Raw genomic sequence first — 25,273 nt, 5'->3', positions numbered from 1 at the left:
GAGACTTTTTTTATAGTATCATTTTGGAAAAGGGCAACACAACAGAATACCCTTTTGATTTAAAGTACTCAGGTGTTTCCTCGTTTCCTGTTGCCAATATAAAATCACCTCCCCAAGCTCCTAAACTCTTAATACTTCCATGATAGTCTTTAAACAGTTTTTCCTTTATGGGGGTAGTTTGTAATACCCGTGAAAGCCTTCTTTCGTGCGTGTTTAGCAATTCTTCAAAGTCCCTAAGGTTTTGTGATGAAATCATTTTTCTAGTAAGTTCACTTATATTTTGGGTCAATTTCGCTTTATCGATTTTTAAATTCCGGTAGGCAGCTATGGCCTCCCTGCTGTTCTTTTTCTGGTTCAGATAAATGAAAAAAAGTGCTTCTGTAAAGGGTGGGGTGGTATCTATGTTGGTAATGATCGGTACTTTATCTTTTAATTGAAAAATAATGGGTCCATCATTTTGCGCACAGGCAATATCGTATGCGCTTCCACCAAACGTTTTTGATAGTAATGCATATGGGTCAACCTTGGCCCATGAGCTTAGGTTCGCTATCAATGTTGATGAGGTGCCTAAACCCCAAACCCTCGGAAAAGTGAGCTCAGTCTGGACTTTACAACCTTCGATATTAGTAAGGAAATTTGGTTCTAGCTTGCGTATTTCATTGAGTATATGAATAAGGTTTTTAGAAATTTCTTCGTTGGTAGAAGCAATTTCCTTAAAATCTTTTAGGGTGTACGACCCCGTGAACCAAACCGTACCGTCCGCATCAATGCTACGCCATGAAAGTGTTTTGGTATTGGTTTCGTTAACCTTTAGGTGCTGACCATATTTAGTTGGAATTGCCCAACCCTCTGCGCCATCTAAAATGGCGTATTCGCCGGACAATAATAGTTTCCCGTTACTGTAGAATTCCTTGGTCATGACTGGTTTCTTAGACCGGTTAAGAAATCAATAACACTACGATGCGTTATGGTATGGGTTTTAAAATGTTCGATGGAAGCAGTTTTTTCAGGTTCCGTTGCATTCTGTTGGTTCAGAATATTCATCAAGTGCATTTTCATGTGCCCTTTTTGAATTCCGGTAGTGACCAAAGAGCTTACAGCGGCAAAATTTTGTGCTAAACCAGCAACCGCCATGATTTGCATCAGTTCTTCTGCGGATGGGTCGTTAAGCAGCTGAAGGTTTAATTTAACCATAGGATGAAGTTTGGTTAATCCGCCTACGGTGCCCAGCGCTAAAGGTAATTCAATCCAAAATCTAAAAATACCGTCTTCAACGCTGGCATGGGTAAGACTACTATAGCTTCCGTCCTTAGCGGCATAGGCATGTACACCTGCCTCTACTGCCCTAAAATCGTTCCCGGTGGCCAACACGACGGCATCGATACCGTTCATGATTCCTTTATTGTGGGTAACTGCCCTATAGGGCTCCGCTTTTGCAATCTGTACCGCCCTGACCATTTTTTCCGCAAAATGTTCAGGTGATATTTCTTTGGAAAGGTTCAACTCGGAAACGGGGCAGCTTACTTCGGCTTTTACCAAACAATTGGGTACGTAATTGGAGAGTATGCTCATGACCACTTCTAGCTGTTTTTCCTCTTCGGAGAACAAACTATAGTCCAAAGCCTCACTTTTTAAAGTACTTGCAAACTGTTCCAAACAACTATTGATAAAGTTCGCTCCCATGGCATCTTTGGTCTCAAAAGTGCAATGTAATTGGTAATAGTTGGCTAGATCTCCTGTTTTGTCCCTTAATTCTATATTAGAAATACCACCACCACGTTGGGCCATACTGGCGGTTAAATTTTCGGTAGCCGTATAAAATTTTGATTTTATTTTTTTAAAGAACAGTTCCAATTTGGTAGTATCGCCTTTAAATACAAAATGTACTTGCCCTACCTTTTCCGTTCCTAATACTTCGGTTTTGAATCCTCCTTTGGAAAGCCAAAATTTAGCCGCTTTACTGGCGGCGGCAACGACAGAACTTTCCTCAATGGCCATTGGAATGGCCAGAAGATTATCATTGATTAAAAAGTTGGGTGCAATTCCTAACGGAACATATAAGTTGGTAATGGTATTTTCAATGAACTCATCATGCAGTTGTTGTAATTTTTCGTCCGTATTCCAATAACTACGGATAATCTGTTCGGCTTCATGGGGGTTTTGAGTGTAATTGGATACGATCCAATCTATTTTTTCTTGTTTGGAAAGTTTGGAGAAACCAGCTATTGGTTTTGGCATGGATATATGGTTTGTATTTCGTGTTACTTCTTTAAAAGCTTCAACTAAATTATAGGTTATTTGCTCCGTATTTAGAGGTAAAGATAAGCATATTGGTCAGAACTAAATTGGAGCTAAACCTGCGTTAAAATTGGGTTCTTTTTTAAACAATTTGCTGTTTTTAGCGGAAATAGTAGTAAACTTGAAAGATTTAACAAATTTCAACTTCTTATGCATAAATTATACGTTGTAGCCCTCTTTTTTTTTAGTTTTCAGATGAGCATCCTGTCTCAGGAAAAGCAAATTTCTATCGAGGCAATTTATAGCAATGAATTTAAAACCGAAGGATTAGATGTTTTACGTTCTTTAAATAACGGAGAACAATATACCGTGTTGAATGTTGATGCCGTGACCGGAAATACGAGCATTGATAAATACGATTACAAAACCTTGAAAAAGGTGGAGACCTTAGTTTCTTCTGCCTCTTTAGAGGGGATTCAAAAATTTTCCTCCTATCAATTTAGTGATGATGAGTCTAAAATACTCTTGGCCACTGAGGTAGAATCTATTTTTAGGAGATCTACCTTGGGTGTTTTTTACATTTATGATAGCAATACAAAAATTTTAACGAAGATAAGCGATGCCAAAATTCAGGAGCCAACTTTGTCCCCTGACGGAAAACATGTGGCTTATGTGTTGAACAACAATCTTTTTTTAATGGATTTACAGTCCGGTACAACAAAGCAGGTTACTACGGATGGCGTAAAAAATAAAATTATCAATGGGGTGACTGATTGGGTTTATGAAGAAGAATTTTCTTTTGTGAGAGCTTTTGAATGGAATGCCAATAGTTCTAAGATTGCATTTCTACGGTTTGATGAAACCGATGTCCCTCAATTTTCCATGGATGTTTACGGAACGGAGAAATATCCAAGGCAACACGTATTTAAATACCCAAAAGCAGGGGAGGACAATGCAAAGGTAAGTTTACATATGTATGATGTGGTCAGTAATGAAATCTCGGACATTAACTTAGGTGATGCTTACTACGTGCCACGAATTAAATGGATGAACGACGCCAACTCCTTAAGCGTTCAGACTATTAATAGACATCAAAATCATTTGAAATTACATTTGGTGGATACGCGTGCCAATACGGTCTCTAATTTGTTAGAGGAGAAAGATAAGGCCTATGTGGACATTCACGATAACCTTACTTTTTTGGCAGATGATAGTTTTATCTGGACGAGCGAAAAGGATGGGTGGAATCATATTTACCTCTATAATTCGGAAGGCGAACTAATGAATCAAGTAACAAGCGGAAACTGGGAAGTAACCCGATATTACGGTTATGACCAAAACGAGGATAAAATCTACTATCAATCCACGGAGAACGGTTCCATTAACCGCGGTATTTATAGTGTAGAAAGTAATGGGAAGGGCAAAAAAGAGCTGGCAACGGAGAGCGGAAGCAACTCGGCCTCATTTAGTGCGGACTTCACCTATTTCATAAATAAGTATTCCAGCGCCACTACACCACCGATATATACGCTACACAAAGCGTTGACCGGTAAAAAAATAAAGGACATCAAGGATAATACCGCACTTTTAAAGAAGTTAAGTGCCTATGCCATTAGTCCAAAAGAGTTCGGCACAATTTCTATCAATGGAAATGACCTGAACATGTACATGATCAAACCAAAGGATTTTGACCCGTCAAAAAAATATCCGTTGTTCATGTATCAATATAGCGGCCCGGGCTCTCAGAATGTATCCAATAGCTGGATGAAGGCAAACGATTATTGGCATCAAAAATTGGTATCCGAAGGGTATATCATTGCATGTGTAGATGGAAGAGGAACAGGATTTAAGGGAAGTGATTTTAAAAAGGTCACCTATCTGAACCTTGTGAAGTATGAAACTGAAGACCAAATAGCCGCAGCAAAAAAGTTGAGCGAGTTAGATTATATCGACGAGAACCGAACAGGGATTTGGGGGTGGAGTTTTGGAGGGCACATGGCCACCAATTGTATTTTAAAGGGTAACGATACTTTTGAAATGGCTATTGCCGTAGCACCCGTAACTTCTTGGCGTTTTTATGATACCATATATACAGAGCGTTTTATGAGAACCCCAGCGGAAAACCCAAGCGGTTACGATGACAATTCTCCTTTTAATTATCCTGAACTATTAAAAGGGAAGTACTTGCTCATTCATGGTTCCGGGGATGATAATGTACACGTGCAAAATACGATGCGTATGGTAGAGGCCTTGATACAGGCGAACAAACAATTTGAGTGGGGTATCTATCCAGATAAAAACCACGGTATCTACGGAGGTAACACCCGTATACATCTGTTCAATAAGATGACTAATTTTTTGAAATCAAATCTTTAAACAAAAAATACGATAACTAAACCAACCCAATTATGACAAGTACAAAACCGGCACATCAAAGAGAACTTTTTGGACATCCCGTAGGATTATATGTTCTCTTTTTTACAGAAATGTGGGAGCGTTTTTCCTATTATGGCATGCGCGCATTGCTTACGCTATATATGACCGCGCAAACTTTGGAGAATGACCCGCAGAGTGGTTTGGGCTGGACAACGACAGAGGCCCTTGCCCTATATGGTTGGTATACCATGTTGGTTTATTTGATGAGTATCCCAGGTGGTTTTATTGCAGATAGATTAATAGGACAAAAAAAAGCCGTGACCATTGGCGCGATTCTTTTAACAGCTGGTCATGGTGTATTGGCTATAGATGCGATATGGGCTTACTATACAGGTCTAGGCTTAGTTATTTTAGGTGTTGGAATGTTGAAACCCAATATCTCCACTATGGTAGGCGGTTTGTACAAACAGAATGACATTAGAAGGGATAAAGGGTTTAGTATATTTTATGTTGGCATCAATTTAGGTTCATTTACAGCGTCACTTTCCGTAGGGTTAGTGGCTGCCTTATATGGATGGCACTATGGTTTTGGCCTAGCAGGTATTGGAATGTTGCTTGGCCTGGTAGTTTATCTGTATGGACAGCGTTTCTTGACCCATGTGGGCAACGAACCAACGGTCGAAGAAAAATCATCAGATATTAGTCTTGCTACACTTTTTTCTCAATTATCGAAGTCGCCCTTACAATTAGGAATTGTAGTGGTGTTATTGGCCTTGTCCATCTATGCCGGATTTACATTCGAAGGACCGGACCATTGGGGTTACGGAGCCTTGTTTATTGTATTGACGCTAGTAACGGGATTAATGATGATGATCTATAAGAATTTGAACGGACAAGTGGAAAAGGATAGGTATTTGGTATTGTTGATATCCCTGTTGATGGTGGTCGTTTTTTGGGGGTCATTTGAGCAAATGGGCGGATTAATGAATTTATACGCTGAAGAAAAGACAAATAGAATGCTTATGGGATGGGAAGTGCCTGCAGCCTGGTTTCAAGGGGCAAATGCTGGATTTATAATTCTCTTTGCGGTACTGGTAGCTAATTTTTGGGTTAAAAGAAAACTTAAGGGTAAAGAGGCTTCTTCTATATTTAAGATGGCGGTCGGCGTTATTATTATGGGTGTGGGTTTTGTGTATATGGTATTTGCGTCTATGCAGTACGAGGCCAATGGCAGTTCGGCCATGTATTGGTTAGTATTGGCGTATCTGTTTCACACCTTGGGCGAGTTGTGCCTGTCCCCTGTTTCTTTATCCTTCTTTACCAAGTTGGCACCGGCAAGGTATATGGCCCTAATGATGGGTGTTTATTGGGCGGCCACAGGATTGGGCAACAAAGTGGCGGGAGTCATTGGCGAAAGCTCTGTACAGGCAGGTGAATTTAAAGTATTTGGAGGATTATTCGTGTTTGCAGTCCTTTTTGGACTTTTAGTGATAGTACTATTGAAACCTCTAAAACGACTTACACATGGAGCGGAGGATAAGGAAACCGTTATTCATGACGATGAAACCGAAGGTTTTGAGCTATCTGACCATTAATAGGGTTCGGAAATAAAAGAATAAGCTCCCATTTCACCCGTATAGTGAAATGGGAGTTTTGCTTTTTTACAGGTATTTTTCCAACGGGCTACGTAACTCTTGTAATTGCTACCGTCCGCCAATATCAGTTTTGGTCGTGTATCCCGAATCAGACGTTCCAAATTAATTTTTGGCGAATCGGTCAATAGTATAATATTTTTGTCTTTAGCTGCAGGAAATATGCCTAAGCTATCGATTATTAAGAAAGACTGGTTCTCCGCAAGATAGGCTTGGCGCAGTGTATCGTGCGTTGTACTGTAGATGCGTTCCTGTACCTCGAAATTAGGGAGGATGTTCTTTGATTTCAGGGGGTCCTTACTCCACACCTTCAAATAGCGACCATTTCTGTGGAGAACAACTGTGTTTCTAGTTTGATGCAATAATAGAATGTCCTTTTGTTTGCTGGCATTGTAATCAGCATACGTTGTCCAAAGTTGAAAGCCTAGAATACCGAATAAAAAGAATGCCAATCTTTTAAAAGTAACCTTGGACAACAGACCTATCATAAGTAGAATAACGATGTAGCCAATAACGAGTTGTATATGATCAAAGGGAATGGACTTGAAGATAAAGGCCTCCTGTTGCGCGACCAAATCAACTACCGTATTCATCCATAGGATAAGTTTATTAAATAGCCACACCAACCAATCCGGCAGCGCGTTAGTAAGCGAGAGTAAAATCACTAAGATACCGATAGCCAGTATTGCTCCGAGCACGGGAACGATAAGTAGGTTGGAAATAAAGAATAAACCCGGGAACTGATGAAAATAGTAAAGACTGATTGGCAGCACACCTAACTGTGCGGCTAAACTCACCGAGAGTAATTGCCAAAAATAACGGACTATTTTATGTTTGGGAAACCATAGTTTTTGTAACAATGGATATATCCAAACAATGGCAAAAACGGCCGCGTAGCTCATTTGAAATCCGACATGGAACAGTAGGTTGGGGTTTATGAATAGTAGTATAAAGAACAAAGAGAGCGAAAGAATATTAGAGGTGTTACTAGGTCTGTTCAAAGAGAGGGCGTAGGCGATAAAGCTGAACATGGTACATGCTCTTATAATTGAAGCGGAAAGTCCGGCCAGAAACGCAAATCCCCAAAGGAGCAGAACGGAAAGGATGAGGATAACGATATTACCTTTCGGCAAGGTTCTTAAGGGACTAAGCAAAAATTGAATCAACAATAACAATATCCCAATATGTAATCCCGAAACAGCAAGGATATGTACAGCACCGGCTTTCTTATAATTATCATAAGTTTCTTCAGATAAATCAGAACGTTGTCCAAGTAATAATGCTTGGATAACACCAAGTTCATCGGCTCCAAAATCCTGCTCTTTTAATTTCTCAACAATACGTAATCTTGCATTGGCCGCCAGACCATAAACAGTACTAGTGTGGGACTTGCTTTTTATATAATTTGTTGTATTTAAGTTCAACTGGTGGTAGATGCCCATTTGTTCCAAATACCGCTTATAATCAAATTGATGCGGATTTAATGGAGGTCCAATGGCAATTGGTTGGGTGTACACCCAAACCTCATCATCAACATGGAGCGTAAGCGCGGTAGTGTCCATTTTTTTATTGAGCAATATTTTCCCCGAGACCAGATTACGGTCCAAGCTGATGACCGTGGCAATATATCGTTGAGAGAAAGAAGAGGGTTTCAGCACCTCCTTTATTTTAAGTTGCCACGAGCCATTGTTTTCAAAAGCAGCTTTGCTGTAGTGTGCGCTATTATTTATGGGTTGTGCCTGTTGGTAGGTAAGTGTTCCTAATGCAATCGTGGTAGCTGCGGCAATACTGCCGAATAGGGTAGGAGTTGGTTGTTTGGTGAAAGTATAATAGAGACTTAGTGTAATGATGAGGGCTAAGGTACGGCCAAGAGTCCAACCGATGTCAAACGTAAAATACCGACCAATAAGTATTCCGATAATGAGAAGTAGCGTTAATTTTACGGGAACGAACGCGAATAACTTCATCCTAGAGTATTCGAGTAGCTTTTACAAAAGCTTGGTTCCAGAAACCTTCCCTTAAGGAAGAAACGGTTACTCCTCTAGAGGAAGAAGCATGTATGAATTTAATTTCATTGTTCTCAACGGCTACGACCATGCCAACATGATTAATTCTTTTAGCTCGCCGTTTGGTCTTAAAGAACAGTAAATCTCCTTTTTCCACATCCCGGACCCTGATTTTTTTACCTTCTTCTGCCATGTGTATGGAAGTTCTTGGAAGTTGTATGTCGTGCTTCCCAAAGGAAACATAGAGCAAGCCGGAACAATCCATTCCTTTTTGGGTGGTACCTCCGAACTTGTACCGCACTCCGGAAAAAGTTAGAGCAGTATTGATGACCTTGTCCGCTTTGGACAAACTGTTGCTATTCGTTACTTCTACAGCTTTACGGGGTTTAGGGGAATAGGCGTTTCCGCGCCGCGCATTATCCGCCGCAGCAACAGAAATTTTGCGCTTCTGTGCGGTAGTTTTGCTGTTTTTGCCACTTCCGCAACTGGCTAAACATAGCACTAAAAAAATACAGATAAATGGTCGCATAAGATTCAAGTGTGCTCTAGTACTTGAGCATCAAAATTATAGAATTATTTTGTAAGCGCTTAAATACGGAGGGTAATAGTTTAAATCACCCTTCTCGTTTTGCGTTGGAAATGATTAATGAAGCCGCCTTTTTACTGGCTCCGGGCCCTCCTAATTTTTGACTTAATAGCTGGTAGGCGTTAATCTGTTTTTCTCTTTTAGGTCCGGACAGGATGAGATTCAATTCATTTTTTAAGTTCACTTTGGTAAGCTTGTCCTGTATCAATTCTTTTACGATTTCCGCTCCCATGATAAGGTTTACCAAAGAAATGTACTCTAGTGTAATGATTCGTTTTGCGATTTGATAAGATATCCAATTGGCTTTGTAGCACACCACTTGGGGAACATTGAACAAGGCGGTTTCTAAGGTTGCCGTACCACTCGTAACAAGCGCTGCATGGGCTAACGACAACAAATCGTAGGTTTTGCTCTGTACGTACTTCACGTTCTCGTCAGCTAAGAAAGAGGTGTAGAAGGTTCTGTCCAAACTAGGTGCGCCGGCAATGACAAATTCATAGTCTTTGAAATCATCGGAAAGCGATAGCATCACCTGCAGCATTTTTTGCACCTCTTGTTTACGGCTACCCGGTAGTAGCGCTACAATGGGTTTGTTGGGATGTAACTGATGTTCTTGTCTAAAACGTGCTTCATCGAGTATTGGCCTATTGGCAATGGCATCCAATAACGGGTGGCCTACAAAATTCACTGGAAAATTATGTTTGTTTTCGTAGAAATCCTTCTCAAAGGGTAAAATCACGTGCATGGCATCAATATCCCTTTTTATATTTTCTATGCGTCCTTCTCTTGAAGCCCAAATTTGGGGAGAAATATAATAATTGGTTTTGAGTCCGTTTTCTTTCGCCCATTTAGCGATTCTAAGATTAAATCCGGAATAATCGATGAAGACTAGGATATCGGGACTAAAATTAATAATATCTTCCTTGCAGGATGTAATGTTCTTAAAAATTGAATTTAGGTTCAATAGTACTTCCATGAAGCCCATAAAGGCCATTTCCTTGTAATGTTTGACCAAGGTTCCACCGGCATTCTGCATCAAATCACCTCCCCAGCAGCGTATGTTCGCATCCTTATCTTGGAGCCTCAATTCTTTAATAAGATTAGCACCATGAAGGTCACCCGATGCTTCCCCAGCAATAATATAATACTTCATTAGAAAATCTTATAATAGAGAATCAATAACGCCGTAAGCAGCGTCGCGATCAATACACCTTTAGCGCGTTGGTCTCTTTTAATCCTTAAGAATCCAAAGAATGCCACTAGGTTCAAAATAGCGCCCAATGCAAGCAGGCTGCCCACATGTCCTTGAGCTATTGCCGCATTATAGGTTTCTGTGATGCTCAGATCAGAAAACAGGAGTATATACAACAGTGTTCCAATCGTATTGGCTATAAGTCCTACGGCAAAGCCTATGAGCAGTTCTTTCTTAGTGTTCATTTTAAATTCCAGTTGTTTATAGCTTGTATGGCGTGGTGAGCGGTGAGGTCAAATTGTGTAGGAACTAAAGAGACGTAACCGTTGGCTAAGGCCCACTCGTCCGTGTCCTCCCCTTTGTCCAATAATTCAAACTCCCCTGTGAGCCAATAATAATCCCTGCCCATGGGGTTGGTTCTTTTATCGAATTTTTCTTTCCAATTTGCTTTGGCCTGTCTACATATTTTAACGCCTTTAATTTTCTCTGTTTTTAACCGGGGAATATTTACGTTGAGCACTACGTCTTTTGGTATGCCGTGGTCAAGAGCTTCTTTTACGATGTTTGTAATAAATGCTTTGCCTTGTGAGAAATCTGCGTCCCAACTGTAATCGCATAGCGAAAAACCAATGGCCGGTACTCCTTCGATACCTGCCTCGATAGCAGCGCTCATAGTTCCGGAATATATCACGTTTATGGAGGAGTTGGCTCCATGGTTTATGCCACTTACACAGATGTCAGGTTTTCTTTCCAAGAGCTCCTGCAGTGCTAGTTTTACGCAGTCTGCGGGTGTGCCGCTACAACTATATTCCTCAACTCCTGACGCTCCAAAATCGGAACTCATCTTCGTGGCATAAAGCGTACTGTCCAACGTAATTGCATGTCCCATTCCAGATTGCGGACTGTCGGGCGCAACCACTACAACATCCCCAATTTCTTTCATAAGCAAGACCAATGACCTAAGGCCAGGAGCGGTTATTCCATCATCGTTCGTAACCAGTATCAAAGGTTTTTTCATGAAACATACTTTATGACGTAAAAATACGTTTTTAAATAAGATTGTTCGATTTAGTCGTTTAACAAAAAATTAATCCCATGTCCCATAATTGGCATGGTTTTTTCTTTATCTTAGGGAATTCTGACGCGTTCTAACGCTTTAATTTCAAGATTTTGAAAAGGAATAAAAAAGATAGTTTTATGAAAAGAAATTTAGCCTACGTTTTAGTAGTAATGCTCATAGCGGTTGCTTCTTGCAGCTTTACCAATAAAACTTTTGAGAATGACGATAAGGATAAACTATTGTTAGACCTTATAACCTACGTCTTAGAGAAAGGGCACTACGAGCCAAAAAGTATCAACGATGATTTTTCGGCTAATGTCTTTGAGGATTTTATAGATGTCATCGACCCTACAAAACGTTATTTTCTAGCGACGGATATTAAGGAATTTGAGCAATACAAGTTTCAAATAGACGATCAAATCAAAAATACGGATATTACTTTCTTCAACATGGTCTACGATAGATTGCTTGAACGTATGGACGATGCAAAGGAAATCTATAAAGAAGTGCTAAAGACCCCTTTTGATTACAACCAGGACGAAAGTATCAGTATTAAATATGAAAACGAAGACTTTGTCGCCAATAAAGCCGAATTAAAAGAACGATGGAGAAAACAGTTGAAGTATGCCACTTTGGGAACTTATGATTCTAAAGTTGCACATGCTGAGAAAGATAATGCCGACGGTGCTTTTGACGATCATGATCACAAAGCCCATTCTCCAGAAGAAGCAGAAAAAGAATCACGGGAATCTACAGAGTCTACTTTAGACGAGTTTTTCGATTTTATTGCAGATTTGGATCGTAAAGATTGGTTTGTACAGTACATCAATACTATCGTGGACGAATTTGACCCGCATACGCTTTACTTTGCCCCTGAGGATAAGGAGCGATTTGATATGGGCATATCCGGCAAGTTCGAAGGTATTGGAGCCAGACTTCAAAAAAAACCGGAAGGAGCTAAGATTGTAGAAATTATTTCTGGAGGTCCGGTGTGGCGAGATGCCAGATTAGAAGTAGGTGATCAGATATTAAAAGTGGGTCAGAACGGAGAAGAGCCGATCAATATTGTTGGAATGCGTTTGGATGATGCCATTAAACTAATAAAAGGTGCGCAGGGAACGATTGTTGATCTTACGGTGAGAAAGGTAGACGGTTCTTTGGAAGAGGTTTCGTTGACCAGAGATGTGGTAGAGTTAGAGGAATCTTACGCGAAATCGGCTAATATTATTAGAGGTGATGAAAAATTTGGACTAATTAATCTACCCAAATTTTATGTAGATTTTGAAGACTATAGTGAGAGAAACGCGGCTACGGACGTTGCCAAAGAGGTAGAGCGTTTAAAGCAAGAAGGTGCAGAAGGTCTTATCCTGGACTTACGGGATAATGGGGGAGGTTCTTTAAAAACTGTAGTTGAAATGGCCGGCTTGTTCATTAAATCGGGTCCGGTGGTCCAGGTAAGATCAAGTAGTAAGGAAAAAGATGTCTACGTGGATAAAGATGAAAGGATTCAGTGGGATGGACCACTTGTAATACTCGTTAATGAATTATCCGCCTCAGCTTCTGAAATATTGGCAGCAGCAATGCAAGATTACAAGCGCGCAGTGGTTATAGGAAGCAAACAAACTTTTGGTAAAGGTACCGTACAGAACGTTATTGCTTTGGATAATATCGTACGTAGTAACGAGCATGGAGATTTAGGAGCCATTAAATTAACTACGCAAAAGTTTTATCGTATTAACGGAGGTTCAACACAGCTAGAAGGCGTTAAGAGTGATGTCGTGGTTCCGGACAAGTACAGTTATATAGATTTGGGAGAAAGAGACCAGTCAAATCCTTTAAAATGGGATAAGATTACACCTGCGGAATATGAAATATGGGACGGCTATATCGATTATGACCAGACCATAGCGAATAGCAAAAAGCGAATGGCTGCAAATGCCCAGATTAAACTTATAGAGGAAAATGCGCAATGGCTTAAGGCGGAGCAGGAAGAAACGGAGATTTCTCTGAACTATGAAACCTATAGGGAAGAGAAATCTAAAGACAAGGAAAAATCAAATTACTTCAAGAGTCTTTCCGAGTACGATTCTAAACTTACCTTTAAATCACTGAAGTATGAAGAAGCTTTGTTTACAAAAGATTCTGTTCTCAGGGAAAAGAGAAACCGTTGGCATAAGAACCTAGCAAAGGATGTTTATGTAGAGGAAGCCGTAAATGTATTGCAAGATTTAAAAATGAACAATATAAAGAACATACAAAACGGAAAATTAGCTAGTGTAAAGGGCTAGTGCAATGCTACAACGTATAAAAAAAAGCCGCTCCATGAGCGGCTTTTTTCGTTACTCCTTCAACTTGTCCGCATGTAGCTTTCGTAGCTTAGAAAGCTTAGGGTTAATGACTACTTGGCAATAGCCCTGGGATGTATTGTTTCTATAGTAGTTCTGATGGGCTTCTTCCGCATCATAAAAAATACCTAAAGGACTTACCTCGGTTACTATAGAATTATCATAATAAGGGTTTAGTTCTTTAATTACCGCATTGGCCGTTTCCTTTTGTCTGTCGTTTTTATAGTAAATTACCGAACGATACTGCGTTCCGGCATCCGCTCCTTGTCTATTGAGCGTAGTAGGATCGTGCGTGGTCATGAATATGATGAGGATATCCGAAAGTGATATTACGGAGGCATCAAAGCTTACTTGTACAACCTCTGCATGCCCTGTTAAACCGGAACAGATTTCTCTGTACGTTGGTTTCCCGGGAGCGTTTCCACCCGTATAACCAGATACTACCTTTTCAACACCTTTTACTTCTTGAAAAACCGCCTCGGTGCACCAAAAACATCCACCACCTACGGTTATAACTTCTATATTGCTTTTCATTTAGCTTCTTTCGTAATTTTTAGGGATTCAGAATTTATACAATAGCGGAGTCCACTTGGTTCCGGTCCATCTGGAAAAACGTGGCCAAGATGGGCATCACAAGTATTGCAAAGTACCTCTACCCGTATCATTCCAAAACTAACATCCTTTATATATTTTATGGAGTTGGCTTTTATTGGTTGCGTAAAACTGGGCCATCCCGTCCCGGATTCGAACTTTATGGTAGAATCAAAAAGTGGCGTATTACAGCAGATACATTCGTATTTGCCTGCGTCATGTACGCTACAAAGTGCTCCGGTATGCGGTGCTTCCGTACCTTTTTTTCGGGTAATCCTAAATTGCTCGGGAGTTAAGATCTGTTTCCATTCACTCTCGGTTTTCTCAACTCTCTTATCAGGAACAGGGTTTCCGTTCACTGAGAAATGAATAACATCTTTCCATGTTAAAGTCATAATTTTCCTTCCTTTCTTTAAAATTGTTCTATAGTTTCTTAGTCGTTTTAGTACATTGCTTCTTACAAAATTAAGCTATATTCGGACGATGAGATTTGATACTAAAAATAGAACTATTTACTCAATTTTAATCCTTGTTTGTGTTGTAGGTTTTTGGCTTTTTGAAAACTTTTATACACCCGGCACCTATTCTACGAGCAGAGAAGCTCTCAAAGAAGCAAATTTTCCTGAAAACCTGTTGCCTAGCTCTACAACAGATGAAATAGTGCACCATTCTTATTTTTCCTTGTCCTATAACGAGCCTTTTGAACAGTCAGAATGGGTAGCTTATGTCTTGAACAAAGAACATTTGACGTATGACGATAGAAAAAGACCTTATTTTATTGAAGATCCTTGGGTAAAATCGAAATCAGCCGATTGGAAAAACTACAAAGGCTCCGGTTATGATCGTGGGCATTTGGTTCCTGCCGGTGACCGTAGGTTTTCAGAACAAGCTTACAACGAGACCTTCTATACCAGCAACATAAGTCCGCAGGACAGGGATTTCAACGCAGGTGTTTGGAATAGATTAGAAATGAAGACGAGGTCTTGGGCAAAAAGATACGGGAAATTATATGTAATAACTGGAGGTGTGTTGGAGGATGGCTTGGATGAAATTGGTGATGAAGACGTAGCGGTTCCGAGGTATTTTTATAAGATTGTGGCGAAGGGAAGCCCGGATCAATTAGAAGTTATCGGGTTTATCTTACCGAATGAAGAGCAAACCACACCCCTATCTAATTTTGTGGTTACCATTGATGCTATAGAAATGAGAACTGGAATTGATTTCTTTAGAGAACTACCGGTTGAGCAGCAGGCCGTGATGGAATCTAGAGTACGCTTGAAAAACTGGAAGTTTTAAAAGCTTTCCTTTAATCTATTGGTGTCTAGCTTAAGAAATATGAACAATAGAATGGTAAAGAATAATAATCCAGACCCACCGTAACTGAAAAAGGGCAAAGGAATTCCAATGGTAGGCAGCACACCTATGACCATTCCAATATTTATAAAATAGTGGATAAGAAGCACTGAAATGACACCATATCCGTACATTCTAGAGAAATCGTTTTTTTGTCGCTCCGCCAAGGAAATCAATCTTAAAAATAAAATGGAGAAAAGTATGATTACCGTGGCCGTGCCAATGAAGCCCCATTCTTCCCCAACGGTACTAAAGATATAATCGGTATGTTGCTCGGGTACAAAGTCTCCTTTAGTTCTTGTTCCTTCTAGAAATCCCTTGCCAAAGAAGCCTCCAGACTCGATGGCTTTTTCTGACTGGTAGGTGTTGTAGCCAATTGTTTTACGAATTTGTTCTAGTTTAGCCGGGTCTTTTTCTAGTCGCAGCCAGAGGCTAAAACGATCGCGGTGACGTTGTTCGAATACATTGTTGAAAACAAAATTGACGGAGAGCGAAAACAGTATTGTGATTGTGGTCACGATGACCAAAGGAAAAATAGGAACTTTAAAGCTCTTTCGTTTTAATGCGAACAGAAGTACCAGGAGCAAGGCTAGCCCAATGGTAACCCAAATGGTTCCGAACATGAGCGTGGTTACAAAAATAAGAATGGCGAAAAAACCGATACCCAGATAAAATAACGGTAGTCCTTCTCTAAATATAACAAAGACCAGGGCAAAGAATACGAGCGCGCTTCCCGGGTCCGGTTGCGGAATGATGAGCAACGCCGGGATAAGTATAATTAATAGGGCATAGAGTTGGTCCTTTCTTCGTTTAATATCCGTTTGGATATCGCTTAAATACTTAGCGAGAGCAAGAGCGGTCGTAATCTTCGCTAGCTCTGAGGGTTGAAAATTCATAAACCCCAAACTGTACCAAGAGGTAGCTCCGGCGATGGTCTTTCCAAAGACGAAGAGTCCTAAAAGTGAGACTATGGAAAATAGATAGAAAACACTGGAAAAACGTTCGTAGAAATTCACTTCCAAGGCCATGATTACCAAAATGGCCACTAAGCTTACGCCAATAAAAAAAAGCTGTTTTCCATGTAAGGTGCTAAAATCAAAAAGTGTGTCCTGCGTTTCGGTAAAGGTGCTAGAGTAAATGTTGGACCAGCCTATAAGTACCAATGAAAAGTAGATAAATACCGTAAGCCAATCTATTCGTTTAAGGATACTTCTACCAGACATACTCGTTTATCTTGAACTCTTCACCGCTGTAGGGCTTAGCGTATTCATGTTCTAAAGTTTTGTCTAGCATTTTCTTTTCCAAGTCGGTTCTCGTAATGGTTCCCTTGATATACTTTTCAATCATTAAGGAGGCGATGTGTCCTGCATAACGCGAGCCGTAATACCCATTTTCTATATACACTGCAATAGCTATCTTAGGATTTTCGACTGGAGCAAAAGCCACGAACACCGAATGATCCGTAAGTTGGGTCCGTACGCCGTCTATTTTTGTAAAATTCTCTGCCGTACCCGTTTTCCCCGCAATATTAATGCCTGGTACTTGTACCCATCTGGCCGTTCCTTTTTTGTAAACATCGGCCATTCCCTGAATGATCGGGTCAAAATGTTTTCGATCTATAGTTGTCCTTTTAGGTTCTGTGTATTTGGGATCGCTAATATCCTTTCCTTGTATTTTTTTAAGGATATGCGGCGTAAAATAATGGCCTTTATTTGCGATGGCCGCAGTCATATTGGCCAGTTGTACCGGAGTAGCCAAGATTTCTCCTTGCCCTATGGAATTTGATATGATGAAAGAAGAGCTCCATCGATTATCTCCGTACCATTTATCATAATACTCTTTGCTAGGGATTCTTCCTTTCTGCCCAAAAGGAAGGTCATAGCCAAGGTAATTGCCCAAACCGAAACTCTTCATATGCTTTTCCCATACGTCCATTCCTTCGTCGGTGGTATCGAACTTTTCAAAAATCTTCCTAAAGGTACCTGCGAAATAAGCATTGCAAGATTGATAGATTCCACTGTTCATATTACGAAGACCTCCGCCGCAATGACAACCTCTTTTCTTTTTTCCGACATAAAACCCGTTGTAACAGCGAATGGTAGAGGACTCGTCCATAACACCTTCTTGTAACGCAATAAGTGCGTTAAGCGTCTTGAATGGAGACCCAGGGGGTTGTTGGGCATGAATTGATCGGTCCCAAGTAGGGTTCGCTATAGTGTCGTTATAGAGTTTGGTATAGTTTTTAGAGCGTTGCCGGCCGACCAAAAGTGCAGGGTCATAGGTAGGGCCGGATATCATGGAAAGTATCTCGCCGGTGGCGGGTTCAATGGCTACAATGCCACCTCTTTTACCGTTCATTAGACGCTCTCCGTACTCTTGAAGCTTTTTGTCAAGTGTAATGCTAATTTGTTTGCCCTGCTCTGGAAGTGTGTCCAATGCTCCATTTTTATAGGGGCCAATATCTCTATTGAATCTATCTTTTTGAATGTACTGCACACCTTTTCTTCCCCGCAATAAGTCCTCATAATAACGTTCTACACCGGTTCTCCCCTTTAGTTCTCCTTGAACGTAGTATTTGTTTTTTGCCAAATCCCCTTCGTTGACTTCACTAATATAACCCAGTACATTGGCAGCACTAGGCGTATCATAATAACGTAAGGACCTTTTTTGGATGTAGAATCCTTTGTACTTACGCATCTTTTCTTGAAGTCTAGCGTAATCTTCTTTTGATAATTGTGGAACCAAGACCGATGGCAGTCTCGGGGAATATACTCTAGCTTTTCTAAGTTTTTCCTTGAATTTTTCCTTATCAACCCCTATTAATCCGCAAAATTCTAGCGTATCAAGAGCTTTGACCTCTCTGGGTATGACCATGACGTCATAAGCTGGGTCGTTACCGACCAAAAGCTCCCCATTTCTGTCGTAAATATAACCGCGTTCGGGGTAGTCGTATATTGCCTTGATGGCAGGGTCTTCTAATACTTGATCTGGTGAAAAACTGAAAATTTGAAGGTAGGAAAGTCTGCTAAGGAAGGTAATTCCTATGATGACGATAATTGATGATAAAAGTATTTTCCTCATTCTTTCTTAGTGCTAAACAAGGTGCTGAACAATAGACCCAATATCAAAGAAGCAAGGCCTATAGCAAACGTTTTTTGTATGATTAAGAGACTATTGGCAAAACTAAAAATTTCTAAAGTAAAGAATACAACATGATGTATTACAATTAATAACGCCAAAAAAGTAAATTGTTGTGCCTTGGTACTGTTGTTTAATTTAAAACTTTGAAATTCATAGTTTACACCGAATACGAACCGCATAATTGTAGGTCTTAAATAGGCTATGGTAATTGTGGCAGCTGCATTAATGGCCAAGGTATCGGAAAAGATATCTATCAGAAAACCAAGGATAAAACTTATGATTAAAAAAGTGGTCCTGTTTTCCTTTATCGGATACCAATAGATGAACAGAATATAAATCATGGGGTTGATGAAGCCAAAGAAATTTAATCTGTTGAATACGAGCACCTGTACCAAAATCAGCAAGATGAACCTTAGAATATTTATAAAAAAGGAACTACTGATCATTGGTTGTTCGTGTTTCTGTTTCCAGTTCTAAAACTTCTTTCCTATTCAAATTTTGAATAACGTATACCTGTTTCAAATTGGTCATGTCGTTAAATAAGGCCACATCAATAAAATAGAAACTCTTTGACGTGTCCAAATCAAATTTCTTTATCGTGCCAATGGGAATGTTTTCAGGAAAGATACTACTCATGGCACCGGTTACTATAGTATCCCCAATCGTTAACTGAACCAGTCTGGGAATATCTATCAACTGAACGGTATTATAGTCTTTGGTATTCCAGACCAACGAACCAAAATGGTTGGAATTTTTAATCTTAGCGTTAATATTCGATTTTTCGTTCAATATACTCTGCACGGTGGCATAGTTCTTAGATGTATTTTCTATGATCCCCAGAATACCCTTGTCCGTAATTACGCCCATATCTTGTTTTACACTATCTAAGCGACCTTTGTTTATGGTGATATAGTTTCTTTGGTCGGAAAAGCTGTTCTTTACTATGGTACCCTGTACTACGGTATAGCTATTCAGTAAGGAATCTGTTATTGGGGTGATGCCCTCTTGCTTGTTATAAAGTTGAAATCTTAGTAATTCATTTTCCCTTACGAGATTACGGTTCTCTTCGCGAAGGTTAAAATAAGCGGTGATATTATTGGAAGTCTCATAAATACTGCCCGAAAAATAGTTAGCGGAATTTAGAAATTTAGACTGGTGATAGGAATGCGATTGAAAAGTGAAAATCAAGGAAATAAAGAGCAGAAAGGCATAAAGTAAGAACGTTTTATACCGAATCAGAAAATTTATAATCTGCTGCATTCACTTTTACGTTTTCAAATTGAAGTACTCAAAAATTACTTGATCAAGATACTCTTGTATCGCTCTAGGTTTTTCAATGCTATTCCTGTACCACGAACTACGGCTCTTAAAGGATCTTCTGCAATGTATACGGGCAGGTCCGTTTTTTGAGATAACCTTCTGTCCAGGCCACGTAGCATAGAACCACCCCCGGCCAAATAAATTCCTGTATTGTAGATATCCGCTGCCAATTCTGGTGGAGTTTGCGATAGGGTTTCCATTACCGCGTCCTCCACGCGCAAAATGGATTTGTCCAGTGCTTTTGCGATTTCCCGATAAGAAATCTGTACTTGTTTGGGTTTGCCCGTTAGTAAATCTCGTCCTTGAACCGACTTTTCGTCCGGAGGAGTCTGTAAATCTTCCGTCGCCGAACCAATTTCAATTTTAATCGCCTCCGCAGTACTTTCACCTACATACAGGTTATGCTGCGTACGCATGTAGTAGATAATATCATTGGTAAAAACGTCACCTGCAATCTTGACCGACTTATCACAAACAATACCCCCTAAGGCAATTACTGCAATTTCCGTAGTACCACCACCTATATCTACGATCATATTTCCTTTGGGCTGCATAATATCAAGACCAATACCAATGGCGGCGGCCATGGGCTCGTGAATAAGATATACTTCTTTGCCGTTTACCCGTTCAGCAGATTCCTTTACCGCACGCATTTCTACTTCCGTTATACCAGATGGGATACAGATGACCATGCGCAAGGCAGGCGGGAACCATTTTTTCTTTAATGCCGGGATATTTTTAATGAACATGTTAATCATCTTTTCAGATGCATCAAAATCGGCAATTACCCCATCCTTTAAAGGACGAATGGTCTTTATATTTTCATGGGTTTTTCCTTGCATCATATTGGCTTCCTTGCCAACTGCGATAATTTTACCCGTAATTCTATCACGAGCAACGATAGAAGGACTATCTACTACGACCTTGTCATTATGGATGATAAGCGTGTTCGCCGTTCCTAAATCTATGGCTATCTCTTCAGTCAAGAAATCAAAAAATCCCATATAAATTTGTTTGGTTATGGATTAAGGGGTGCATTTCATCGACAAAAGTAGTAAAATTAATGCTTAAAATGACGGGTGCCCGTCATCACCATTGAAATTCCGTTCGCATTACAATAATCCACACTCAACTGGTCCTTGATAGAGCCCCCCGGTTGTATAACACTTGTAATTCCTGCTTGGCCTGCAATCTCAACACAATCAGGGAATGGGAAGAATGCATCACTGGCCATTACGGCACCGTTTAGGTCAAATTTAAAGGATTGCGCTTTGTGTATGGCTTGGTTCAGGGCATCTACTCGCGAAGTTTGTCCCGTACCACTAGCACACAGTTGCTTGTTCTTTGTCAGCACAATGGTGTTAGACTTTGTATGCTTACATAATTTTGAAGCGAACAGTAAATCATCAAGTTCTTGCTCGCTTGGCTTGGTGTCCGTTGCATAGCTTAAATCTGCAATAGCATCTGTCTTATGGTCTTTCTCCTGAAGCAACATGCCGTTTAAACAAGTTCTTACCAGCATTTCCGGCATAGTGGTTTCGTTCTGAACTAGTATAATCCTGTTCTTCTTGCCTTTAAGTATTTCCAGGGCGTCCGCTGCATAGCTTGGTGCAATAACAACTTCGCAAAATAATTTATGGATTTCCTCCGCCGTGGCTTTATCAATCTCTTTATTGCTTATCAAGACTCCACCAAAGGCAGAGACCGGGTCGCCGGCCAGAGCATCCACGTAAGCCTGGTGAAGTGTGCTGCGTTGCGCTAATCCACATGCGTTATTATGTTTTAAAATGGCGAAGGTTGGGGCGTCATTTTTAAATTCTCCCATAAGGTTTACAGCGGCATCAACATCCAACAAGTTATTATAAGAGAGTTCTTTGCCGTGAAGTTTGGAGAACATGGCATCAAAATCTCCAAAGAAAAATCCTTTCTGATGCGGATTTTCTCCATAACGCAACACTTTTCCGTTGGTCTCACTGACCTTAAGTGCGGCGATATCATGGTGCTGGTTAAAATAATTGAATATAGCCGTATCATAGTGCGAGGAAAGGTTGAAGGATTTTGCGGCAAAACGCTTTCTATCTTCCAGCGTGGTATTTCCGTTATCCTTAGAAATGACCTCGAGGAATTCTGAATAATCTTCCATAGAAGATACGCACATGACGTCTTTAAAGTTTTTTGCGGCAGCACGTATCAGAGAAATACCTCCAATGTCTATTTTTTCTATGATGTCCTGTTCCGGGGCACCACTTGCAACGGTTTTCTCAAAAGGGTATAAATCTACGATTACGATATCCAATTGTGGAATATCGAATTCTGCTAATTGCGCAACATCACCATCATTGTCCTGTCGATTGAGAATACCGCCAAATACCTTTGGGTGTAAGGTTTTAACGCGACCGCCTAAAATGGAGGGATAACTTGTGACATCTTCTACAGGAACAACGTCTATGCCCAGGTCCTTAATGAATTTCTCCGTGCCACCGGTAGAATAGATGGTAATGCCAAGTTCCTTGAATTTTTTTACTATGGGTTCCAATCCGTCTTTATGAAAAACGGAAATTAAGGCAGAAGTCGCTTTTTTAACAGTGCTCATGGGTAGTGCTTGTGATTAGTAATTTAAGCACACAAAAGTAATTTTTTTAAGAGAAGTACAACAGCGAGGTTATCAACAAATAGGCTAAAGTTTTGAACGGTTAAGAGGTTGTATCCTATTTACGTAGGCGTATGCGTTTAAATTACCATACTAGTGTTCCATAATCTTCGCCAATTCTTCATTTACGAATTCTAAGAATCGTTCGTCCTCCTTTGTAAACGGGTCGGGCGTATTGGAATCAATATCTATCTGACCAATATTTTCACCGTTTACGAAGAGCGGAACAACGATTTCTGATTTTACGGTAAGACTACAGGCAATATAGTTGTCTTGCGCTTGCACATCAGGCACAACAAAATTTTCGTTACTGACCGCCACTTGTCCGCAGATTCCTTTCCCGAACGGTATAATCGTGTGGTCCGTTGGTTCTCCCGTATAGGGACCTAACTTTAATTCTTCTTTGTCACCGTTCCTAAAATAAAACCCTACCCAGTCATAATGAGGAACACTTTCTTGAAGGAGATTACAGATCTCTTGGAGCTTGGTATCTTTTTCTTGGTTGGAGTGGATAATGCTCTTTATTTTGGGTCTCAGGGAATCTAACATGGTCTCTTATTTTCAATAATCTAAATCAAAAGTCGATTTTTAAAAGGAAACTAACAATAAGAACAGCCTTAAAAATTCGTTAAGTACTATCAACCAAAATTCTAAAATAGTATCTTTGTATGATGAAAAGTGTAGCACATCAAATATGGTCCGTGGTCATGGCGGTGTTAGTATTGTTTTCAACAGTCTCATGGACTATTGAAAAGCACACGTGTATGGGTCGTGTAATGGATGTTGCTTTATTCTCAAAGGCTCAGGATTGTGGTATGGAAGCAGCGATGCTGATGATGGAAGAAGACTCCGATGAAAACCACTGTTGTGGTGAGGAAACCCTGACGATTCAAGGTCAAGATGATCTAAAAATTTCTTTTAACGATATTACTTTAGACCAGCAGGTCTTTATCGCAGTTTTTGCGAAGGCCTACGTTGCGTTGTTCTCTAGTAGTGAACAGCAAACGAATATAAACGAGTATTACCCACCACCACTTCTGGTCAGGGACATACAGTTACTTGACGAAACTTTTTTAATTTGATGTGATTCCTCGCTAGAGGATATTTTGGATTTACCCTGCTAGGCCAGCCTAGGATGGAAATAAACAAAAGCAACCCATGATTTGGGTTAACATCAAATTAAACATTCATGAAATATAAACTTAGGTTAGTAGCCTTATCCATACTGTCCGCAGTATTCTCAGCAGCTCAGGGTCCGCCAATAACCGCTGATAAACCAATTATGCTCGGGGCGGGCAGTTTTACCGCTAGAACATTAACGGAATTACGAAACACGGAGCGAGGTTCATTTGTTTATGTACCGCTAATGATGCGTTACCTGCCAACATCGAACTCCTCAATAGGTGTAGATATTCCTTATTTGAATTATGATATCGATAACAAGGCAAGTGGCAGTGCTCTGGCCGATATCAAAATAATAGGGAAATATCAATTTTTTCGAAAAGATGCCACGGGTAAGACTTTTAGGATATCAGCCAAGACGGTACAGACTTTGCCCACGGGAGAAGAGCTTGATTTAATGGAATTAAGTACGGGTAAGTATGCCGGGTATTACGGTATCGTCGCGGGATATGAAACCCTAAAATACGGCATATCCAATGAGTTAGGCTACAATGCAGTGCCCGATGGTACTTTGGACGAGTTCCGCTATAAATTAGGATTTGGACTACCTCTTTTAAAACCACAGTATCCCAACAAGCAAGTGAACCTCTTTTTTGAATATACCAATTCCTGGCTAGTAGAAAGAGATTGGTATCAGTTGTTATATGCGCAAGGCATACAATATGCAAGAAAGGCGACTACGTTTGAGCTGGCGATTCAAGTTCCTTTGGTGAGTGATTTTGAAGTGGGCAGGAACCTGCGGTACAGCATATTTTTTGGAGGTCGATTTACATTTTAAACCGAATATCCCTCCTATCAAGGAGGGAAAAGGGAGGTGTTAAATCTATTGAATTATAAATAAGTTGATAATATAATTTTTTTTAGAATATAATAATGAAGAAAACAATAATAGTAACATTGGTCGTCGGGATGATGACCGTGTTTGGAGCAAATGCTCAAAAAGCGATGGATAAATTTATGGTGCAGGTAGACGGCCTTGGTTGCCCTTTTTGCGCTTACGGACTAGAGAAAAAGTTCAAGGAGTTCAAGGGTATTAAACAGGTAAAGATTGATATTGAGACTGGAGATTTCAGTTTTGCTTATCCAGCGGAAAAAGAACTGACCTTGGTTGCCGTTCATCAACAGGTAGAAAAAGCGGGGTATACCCCAATAACTACCAAAATAGAGCGAGCAGATGGTACGATTGAAGCGTCGGAAAAACAGTCGCTCTCCGCTAAAACGGAAGGGACTGTGACCAAAAAACTCATGGTCGCGGGTAATTGCGGTATGTGCGAGGCACGGATTACCGAGGCTGCCAAAGGTGTAGCCGGAGTATCTGATATTTCTTGGGACAAGGATACCAAAATGATGGAGGTGTCCTTTGACGCGGGTGCAACTACACTTTCAGAAATAGAAAAGACGATTGCAAAAGCGGGCCACGATACTAAAAATTATAAGGCGGAAAAAGGAACATATGATCAGTTACCTGCTTGCTGTCATTATGATAGGATAGGCAAATAAGAAGATAAAGTTATCGGCGCGGTCAATACTGTCCAATTTCCTTTTTGATTGCGCCGTAACTATTAAAAATTAAGTAATGAA

The 25,273-nt window shown here is 40.3% G+C and carries 23 protein-coding genes; 7 read left to right on the top strand and 16 right to left on the bottom strand.

What is annotated here, in order from left to right:
* Nucleotides 1-10: 10 nt before the first annotated feature.
* Complete coding sequence (locus tag BFP77_RS16565; RefSeq protein WP_099575166.1) at nucleotides 11-919, bottom strand: GYDIA family GHMP kinase; 909 nt, start codon at nucleotides 917-919, stop codon at nucleotides 11-13.
* On the bottom strand, nucleotides 916-2,238 hold the full coding sequence (locus BFP77_RS16560; RefSeq protein WP_099575165.1) for a hydroxymethylglutaryl-CoA reductase, degradative: 1,323 nt from the start codon (nucleotides 2,236-2,238) through the stop codon (nucleotides 916-918). The genes BFP77_RS16565 and BFP77_RS16560 overlap by 4 nt, the downstream gene beginning before the upstream one ends.
* A gap of 210 nt (nucleotides 2,239-2,448) precedes the next feature.
* Here BFP77_RS16560 and BFP77_RS16555 point away from each other — a divergent pair, with 210 nt between their 5' ends.
* Nucleotides 2,449-4,614: a S9 family peptidase gene (locus tag BFP77_RS16555; RefSeq protein ID WP_099575164.1), complete on the top strand. Its 2,166-nt coding sequence runs from the start codon at nucleotides 2,449-2,451 to the stop codon at nucleotides 4,612-4,614.
* A 32-nt stretch (nucleotides 4,615-4,646) separates the two neighbouring features.
* Nucleotides 4,647-6,209: a peptide MFS transporter gene (locus tag BFP77_RS16550; protein ID WP_180272383.1), complete on the top strand. Its 1,563-nt coding sequence runs from the start codon at nucleotides 4,647-4,649 to the stop codon at nucleotides 6,207-6,209.
* Here the strand turns inward: BFP77_RS16550 and BFP77_RS16545 are convergent.
* From BFP77_RS16545 to surE, 5 genes are all read right to left on the bottom strand, one after another.
* A complete protein-coding gene (locus BFP77_RS16545) occupies nucleotides 6,206-8,233 on the bottom strand; it encodes a ComEC/Rec2 family competence protein (protein ID WP_099575162.1) in 2,028 nt (675 codons plus the stop codon). The two genes, BFP77_RS16550 and BFP77_RS16545, sit on opposite strands and share 4 nt — an antisense overlap.
* Before the next feature lies 1 nt (nucleotide 8,234).
* The gene (locus BFP77_RS16540) at nucleotides 8,235-8,801 is read right to left on the bottom strand and encodes a C40 family peptidase (RefSeq protein WP_099575161.1); all 567 of its coding nucleotides are present in this window, start codon (nucleotides 8,799-8,801) and stop codon (nucleotides 8,235-8,237) included.
* An 85-nt stretch (nucleotides 8,802-8,886) separates the two neighbouring features.
* Nucleotides 8,887-10,011, bottom strand: coding sequence for a lipid-A-disaccharide synthase (gene lpxB / locus BFP77_RS16535; RefSeq protein ID WP_099575160.1), 1,125 nt, complete (start codon nucleotides 10,009-10,011; stop codon nucleotides 8,887-8,889).
* A complete protein-coding gene (locus BFP77_RS16530; RefSeq protein WP_099575159.1) occupies nucleotides 10,011-10,295 on the bottom strand; it encodes a hypothetical protein in 285 nt (94 codons plus the stop codon). The genes lpxB and BFP77_RS16530 overlap by 1 nt, the downstream gene beginning before the upstream one ends.
* Complete coding sequence (gene surE, locus BFP77_RS16525) at nucleotides 10,292-11,068, bottom strand: 5'/3'-nucleotidase SurE (RefSeq protein ID WP_099575158.1); 777 nt, start codon at nucleotides 11,066-11,068, stop codon at nucleotides 10,292-10,294. Before surE ends, BFP77_RS16530 begins: the two co-directional genes overlap by 4 nt.
* A gap of 179 nt (nucleotides 11,069-11,247) precedes the next feature.
* On the opposite strand from surE, the gene BFP77_RS16520 reads away from it, so the two are divergent.
* Nucleotides 11,248-13,398 (top strand): carboxy terminal-processing peptidase, encoded by a 2,151-nt coding sequence (locus BFP77_RS16520; RefSeq protein ID WP_099575157.1) that lies wholly within the window; start codon nucleotides 11,248-11,250, stop codon nucleotides 13,396-13,398.
* A gap of 51 nt (nucleotides 13,399-13,449) precedes the next feature.
* Here BFP77_RS16520 and msrA read toward each other — a convergent pair whose 3' ends face one another.
* Complete coding sequence (msrA, locus tag BFP77_RS16515) at nucleotides 13,450-13,989, bottom strand: peptide-methionine (S)-S-oxide reductase MsrA (protein WP_099575156.1); 540 nt, start codon at nucleotides 13,987-13,989, stop codon at nucleotides 13,450-13,452.
* A complete protein-coding gene (gene msrB, locus BFP77_RS16510) occupies nucleotides 13,986-14,441 on the bottom strand; it encodes a peptide-methionine (R)-S-oxide reductase MsrB (protein ID WP_099575155.1) in 456 nt (151 codons plus the stop codon). Before msrB ends, msrA begins: the two co-directional genes overlap by 4 nt.
* An 88-nt stretch (nucleotides 14,442-14,529) precedes the next feature.
* Here msrB and BFP77_RS16505 point away from each other — a divergent pair, with 88 nt between their 5' ends.
* Nucleotides 14,530-15,342: a DNA/RNA non-specific endonuclease gene (locus tag BFP77_RS16505; protein ID WP_099575154.1), complete on the top strand. Its 813-nt coding sequence runs from the start codon at nucleotides 14,530-14,532 to the stop codon at nucleotides 15,340-15,342.
* Here the strand turns inward: BFP77_RS16505 and rodA are convergent.
* The 7 genes from rodA to BFP77_RS16470 all read right to left on the bottom strand — a co-directional run bounded on the left by rodA (nucleotide 15,339) and on the right by BFP77_RS16470 (nucleotide 23,059).
* The gene (gene rodA / locus BFP77_RS16500) at nucleotides 15,339-16,622 is read right to left on the bottom strand and encodes a rod shape-determining protein RodA (protein ID WP_099575153.1); all 1,284 of its coding nucleotides are present in this window, start codon (nucleotides 16,620-16,622) and stop codon (nucleotides 15,339-15,341) included. The two genes, BFP77_RS16505 and rodA, sit on opposite strands and share 4 nt — an antisense overlap.
* Nucleotides 16,612-18,480 (bottom strand): penicillin-binding protein 2, encoded by a 1,869-nt coding sequence (gene mrdA / locus BFP77_RS16495; RefSeq protein ID WP_099575152.1) that lies wholly within the window; start codon nucleotides 18,478-18,480, stop codon nucleotides 16,612-16,614. Before mrdA ends, rodA begins: the two co-directional genes overlap by 11 nt.
* Nucleotides 18,477-18,944, bottom strand: a complete 468-nt coding sequence (locus BFP77_RS16490; RefSeq protein ID WP_306475435.1) for a rod shape-determining protein MreD — start codon at nucleotides 18,942-18,944, stop codon at nucleotides 18,477-18,479. The genes mrdA and BFP77_RS16490 overlap by 4 nt, the downstream gene beginning before the upstream one ends.
* A gap of 31 nt (nucleotides 18,945-18,975) precedes the next feature.
* Entirely contained in the window at nucleotides 18,976-19,800 is an 825-nt protein-coding gene (gene mreC, locus BFP77_RS16485; protein WP_099575150.1) for a rod shape-determining protein MreC, read from the bottom strand.
* 35 nt (nucleotides 19,801-19,835) lie between these two features.
* Nucleotides 19,836-20,864 carry a rod shape-determining protein gene (locus BFP77_RS16480; RefSeq protein WP_099575149.1) on the bottom strand — a complete coding sequence of 343 codons (1,029 nt, stop codon included), beginning with the start codon at nucleotides 20,862-20,864 and terminating at the stop codon, nucleotides 19,836-19,838.
* A 56-nt stretch (nucleotides 20,865-20,920) separates the two neighbouring features.
* A complete protein-coding gene (purH, locus tag BFP77_RS16475) occupies nucleotides 20,921-22,453 on the bottom strand; it encodes a bifunctional phosphoribosylaminoimidazolecarboxamide formyltransferase/IMP cyclohydrolase (RefSeq protein WP_099575148.1) in 1,533 nt (510 codons plus the stop codon).
* Between the two features lie 150 nt (nucleotides 22,454-22,603).
* Nucleotides 22,604-23,059 carry a GAF domain-containing protein gene (locus tag BFP77_RS16470; RefSeq protein ID WP_099575147.1) on the bottom strand — a complete coding sequence of 152 codons (456 nt, stop codon included), beginning with the start codon at nucleotides 23,057-23,059 and terminating at the stop codon, nucleotides 22,604-22,606.
* Between the two features lie 119 nt (nucleotides 23,060-23,178).
* Between BFP77_RS16470 and BFP77_RS16465 the strand changes: the two genes are divergently transcribed.
* The 3 genes from BFP77_RS16465 to BFP77_RS16455 all read left to right on the top strand — a co-directional run bounded on the left by BFP77_RS16465 (nucleotide 23,179) and on the right by BFP77_RS16455 (nucleotide 25,192).
* A complete protein-coding gene (locus BFP77_RS16465; protein ID WP_257213012.1) occupies nucleotides 23,179-23,592 on the top strand; it encodes an HYC_CC_PP family protein in 414 nt (137 codons plus the stop codon).
* 107 nt (nucleotides 23,593-23,699) lie between these two features.
* Entirely contained in the window at nucleotides 23,700-24,470 is a 771-nt protein-coding gene (locus BFP77_RS16460) for a hypothetical protein (RefSeq protein ID WP_099575146.1), read from the top strand.
* Between the two features lie 95 nt (nucleotides 24,471-24,565).
* Nucleotides 24,566-25,192 carry a heavy-metal-associated domain-containing protein gene (locus BFP77_RS16455; protein ID WP_099575145.1) on the top strand — a complete coding sequence of 209 codons (627 nt, stop codon included), beginning with the start codon at nucleotides 24,566-24,568 and terminating at the stop codon, nucleotides 25,190-25,192.
* Nucleotides 25,193-25,273 lie beyond the last annotated feature (81 nt).

The organism is Maribacter sp. 4U21 (assembly GCF_002742365.1).
GTDB lineage: Bacteria > Bacteroidota > Bacteroidia > Flavobacteriales > Flavobacteriaceae > Maribacter.
This window is presented reverse-complemented; position numbering and strand designations above follow the sequence as displayed.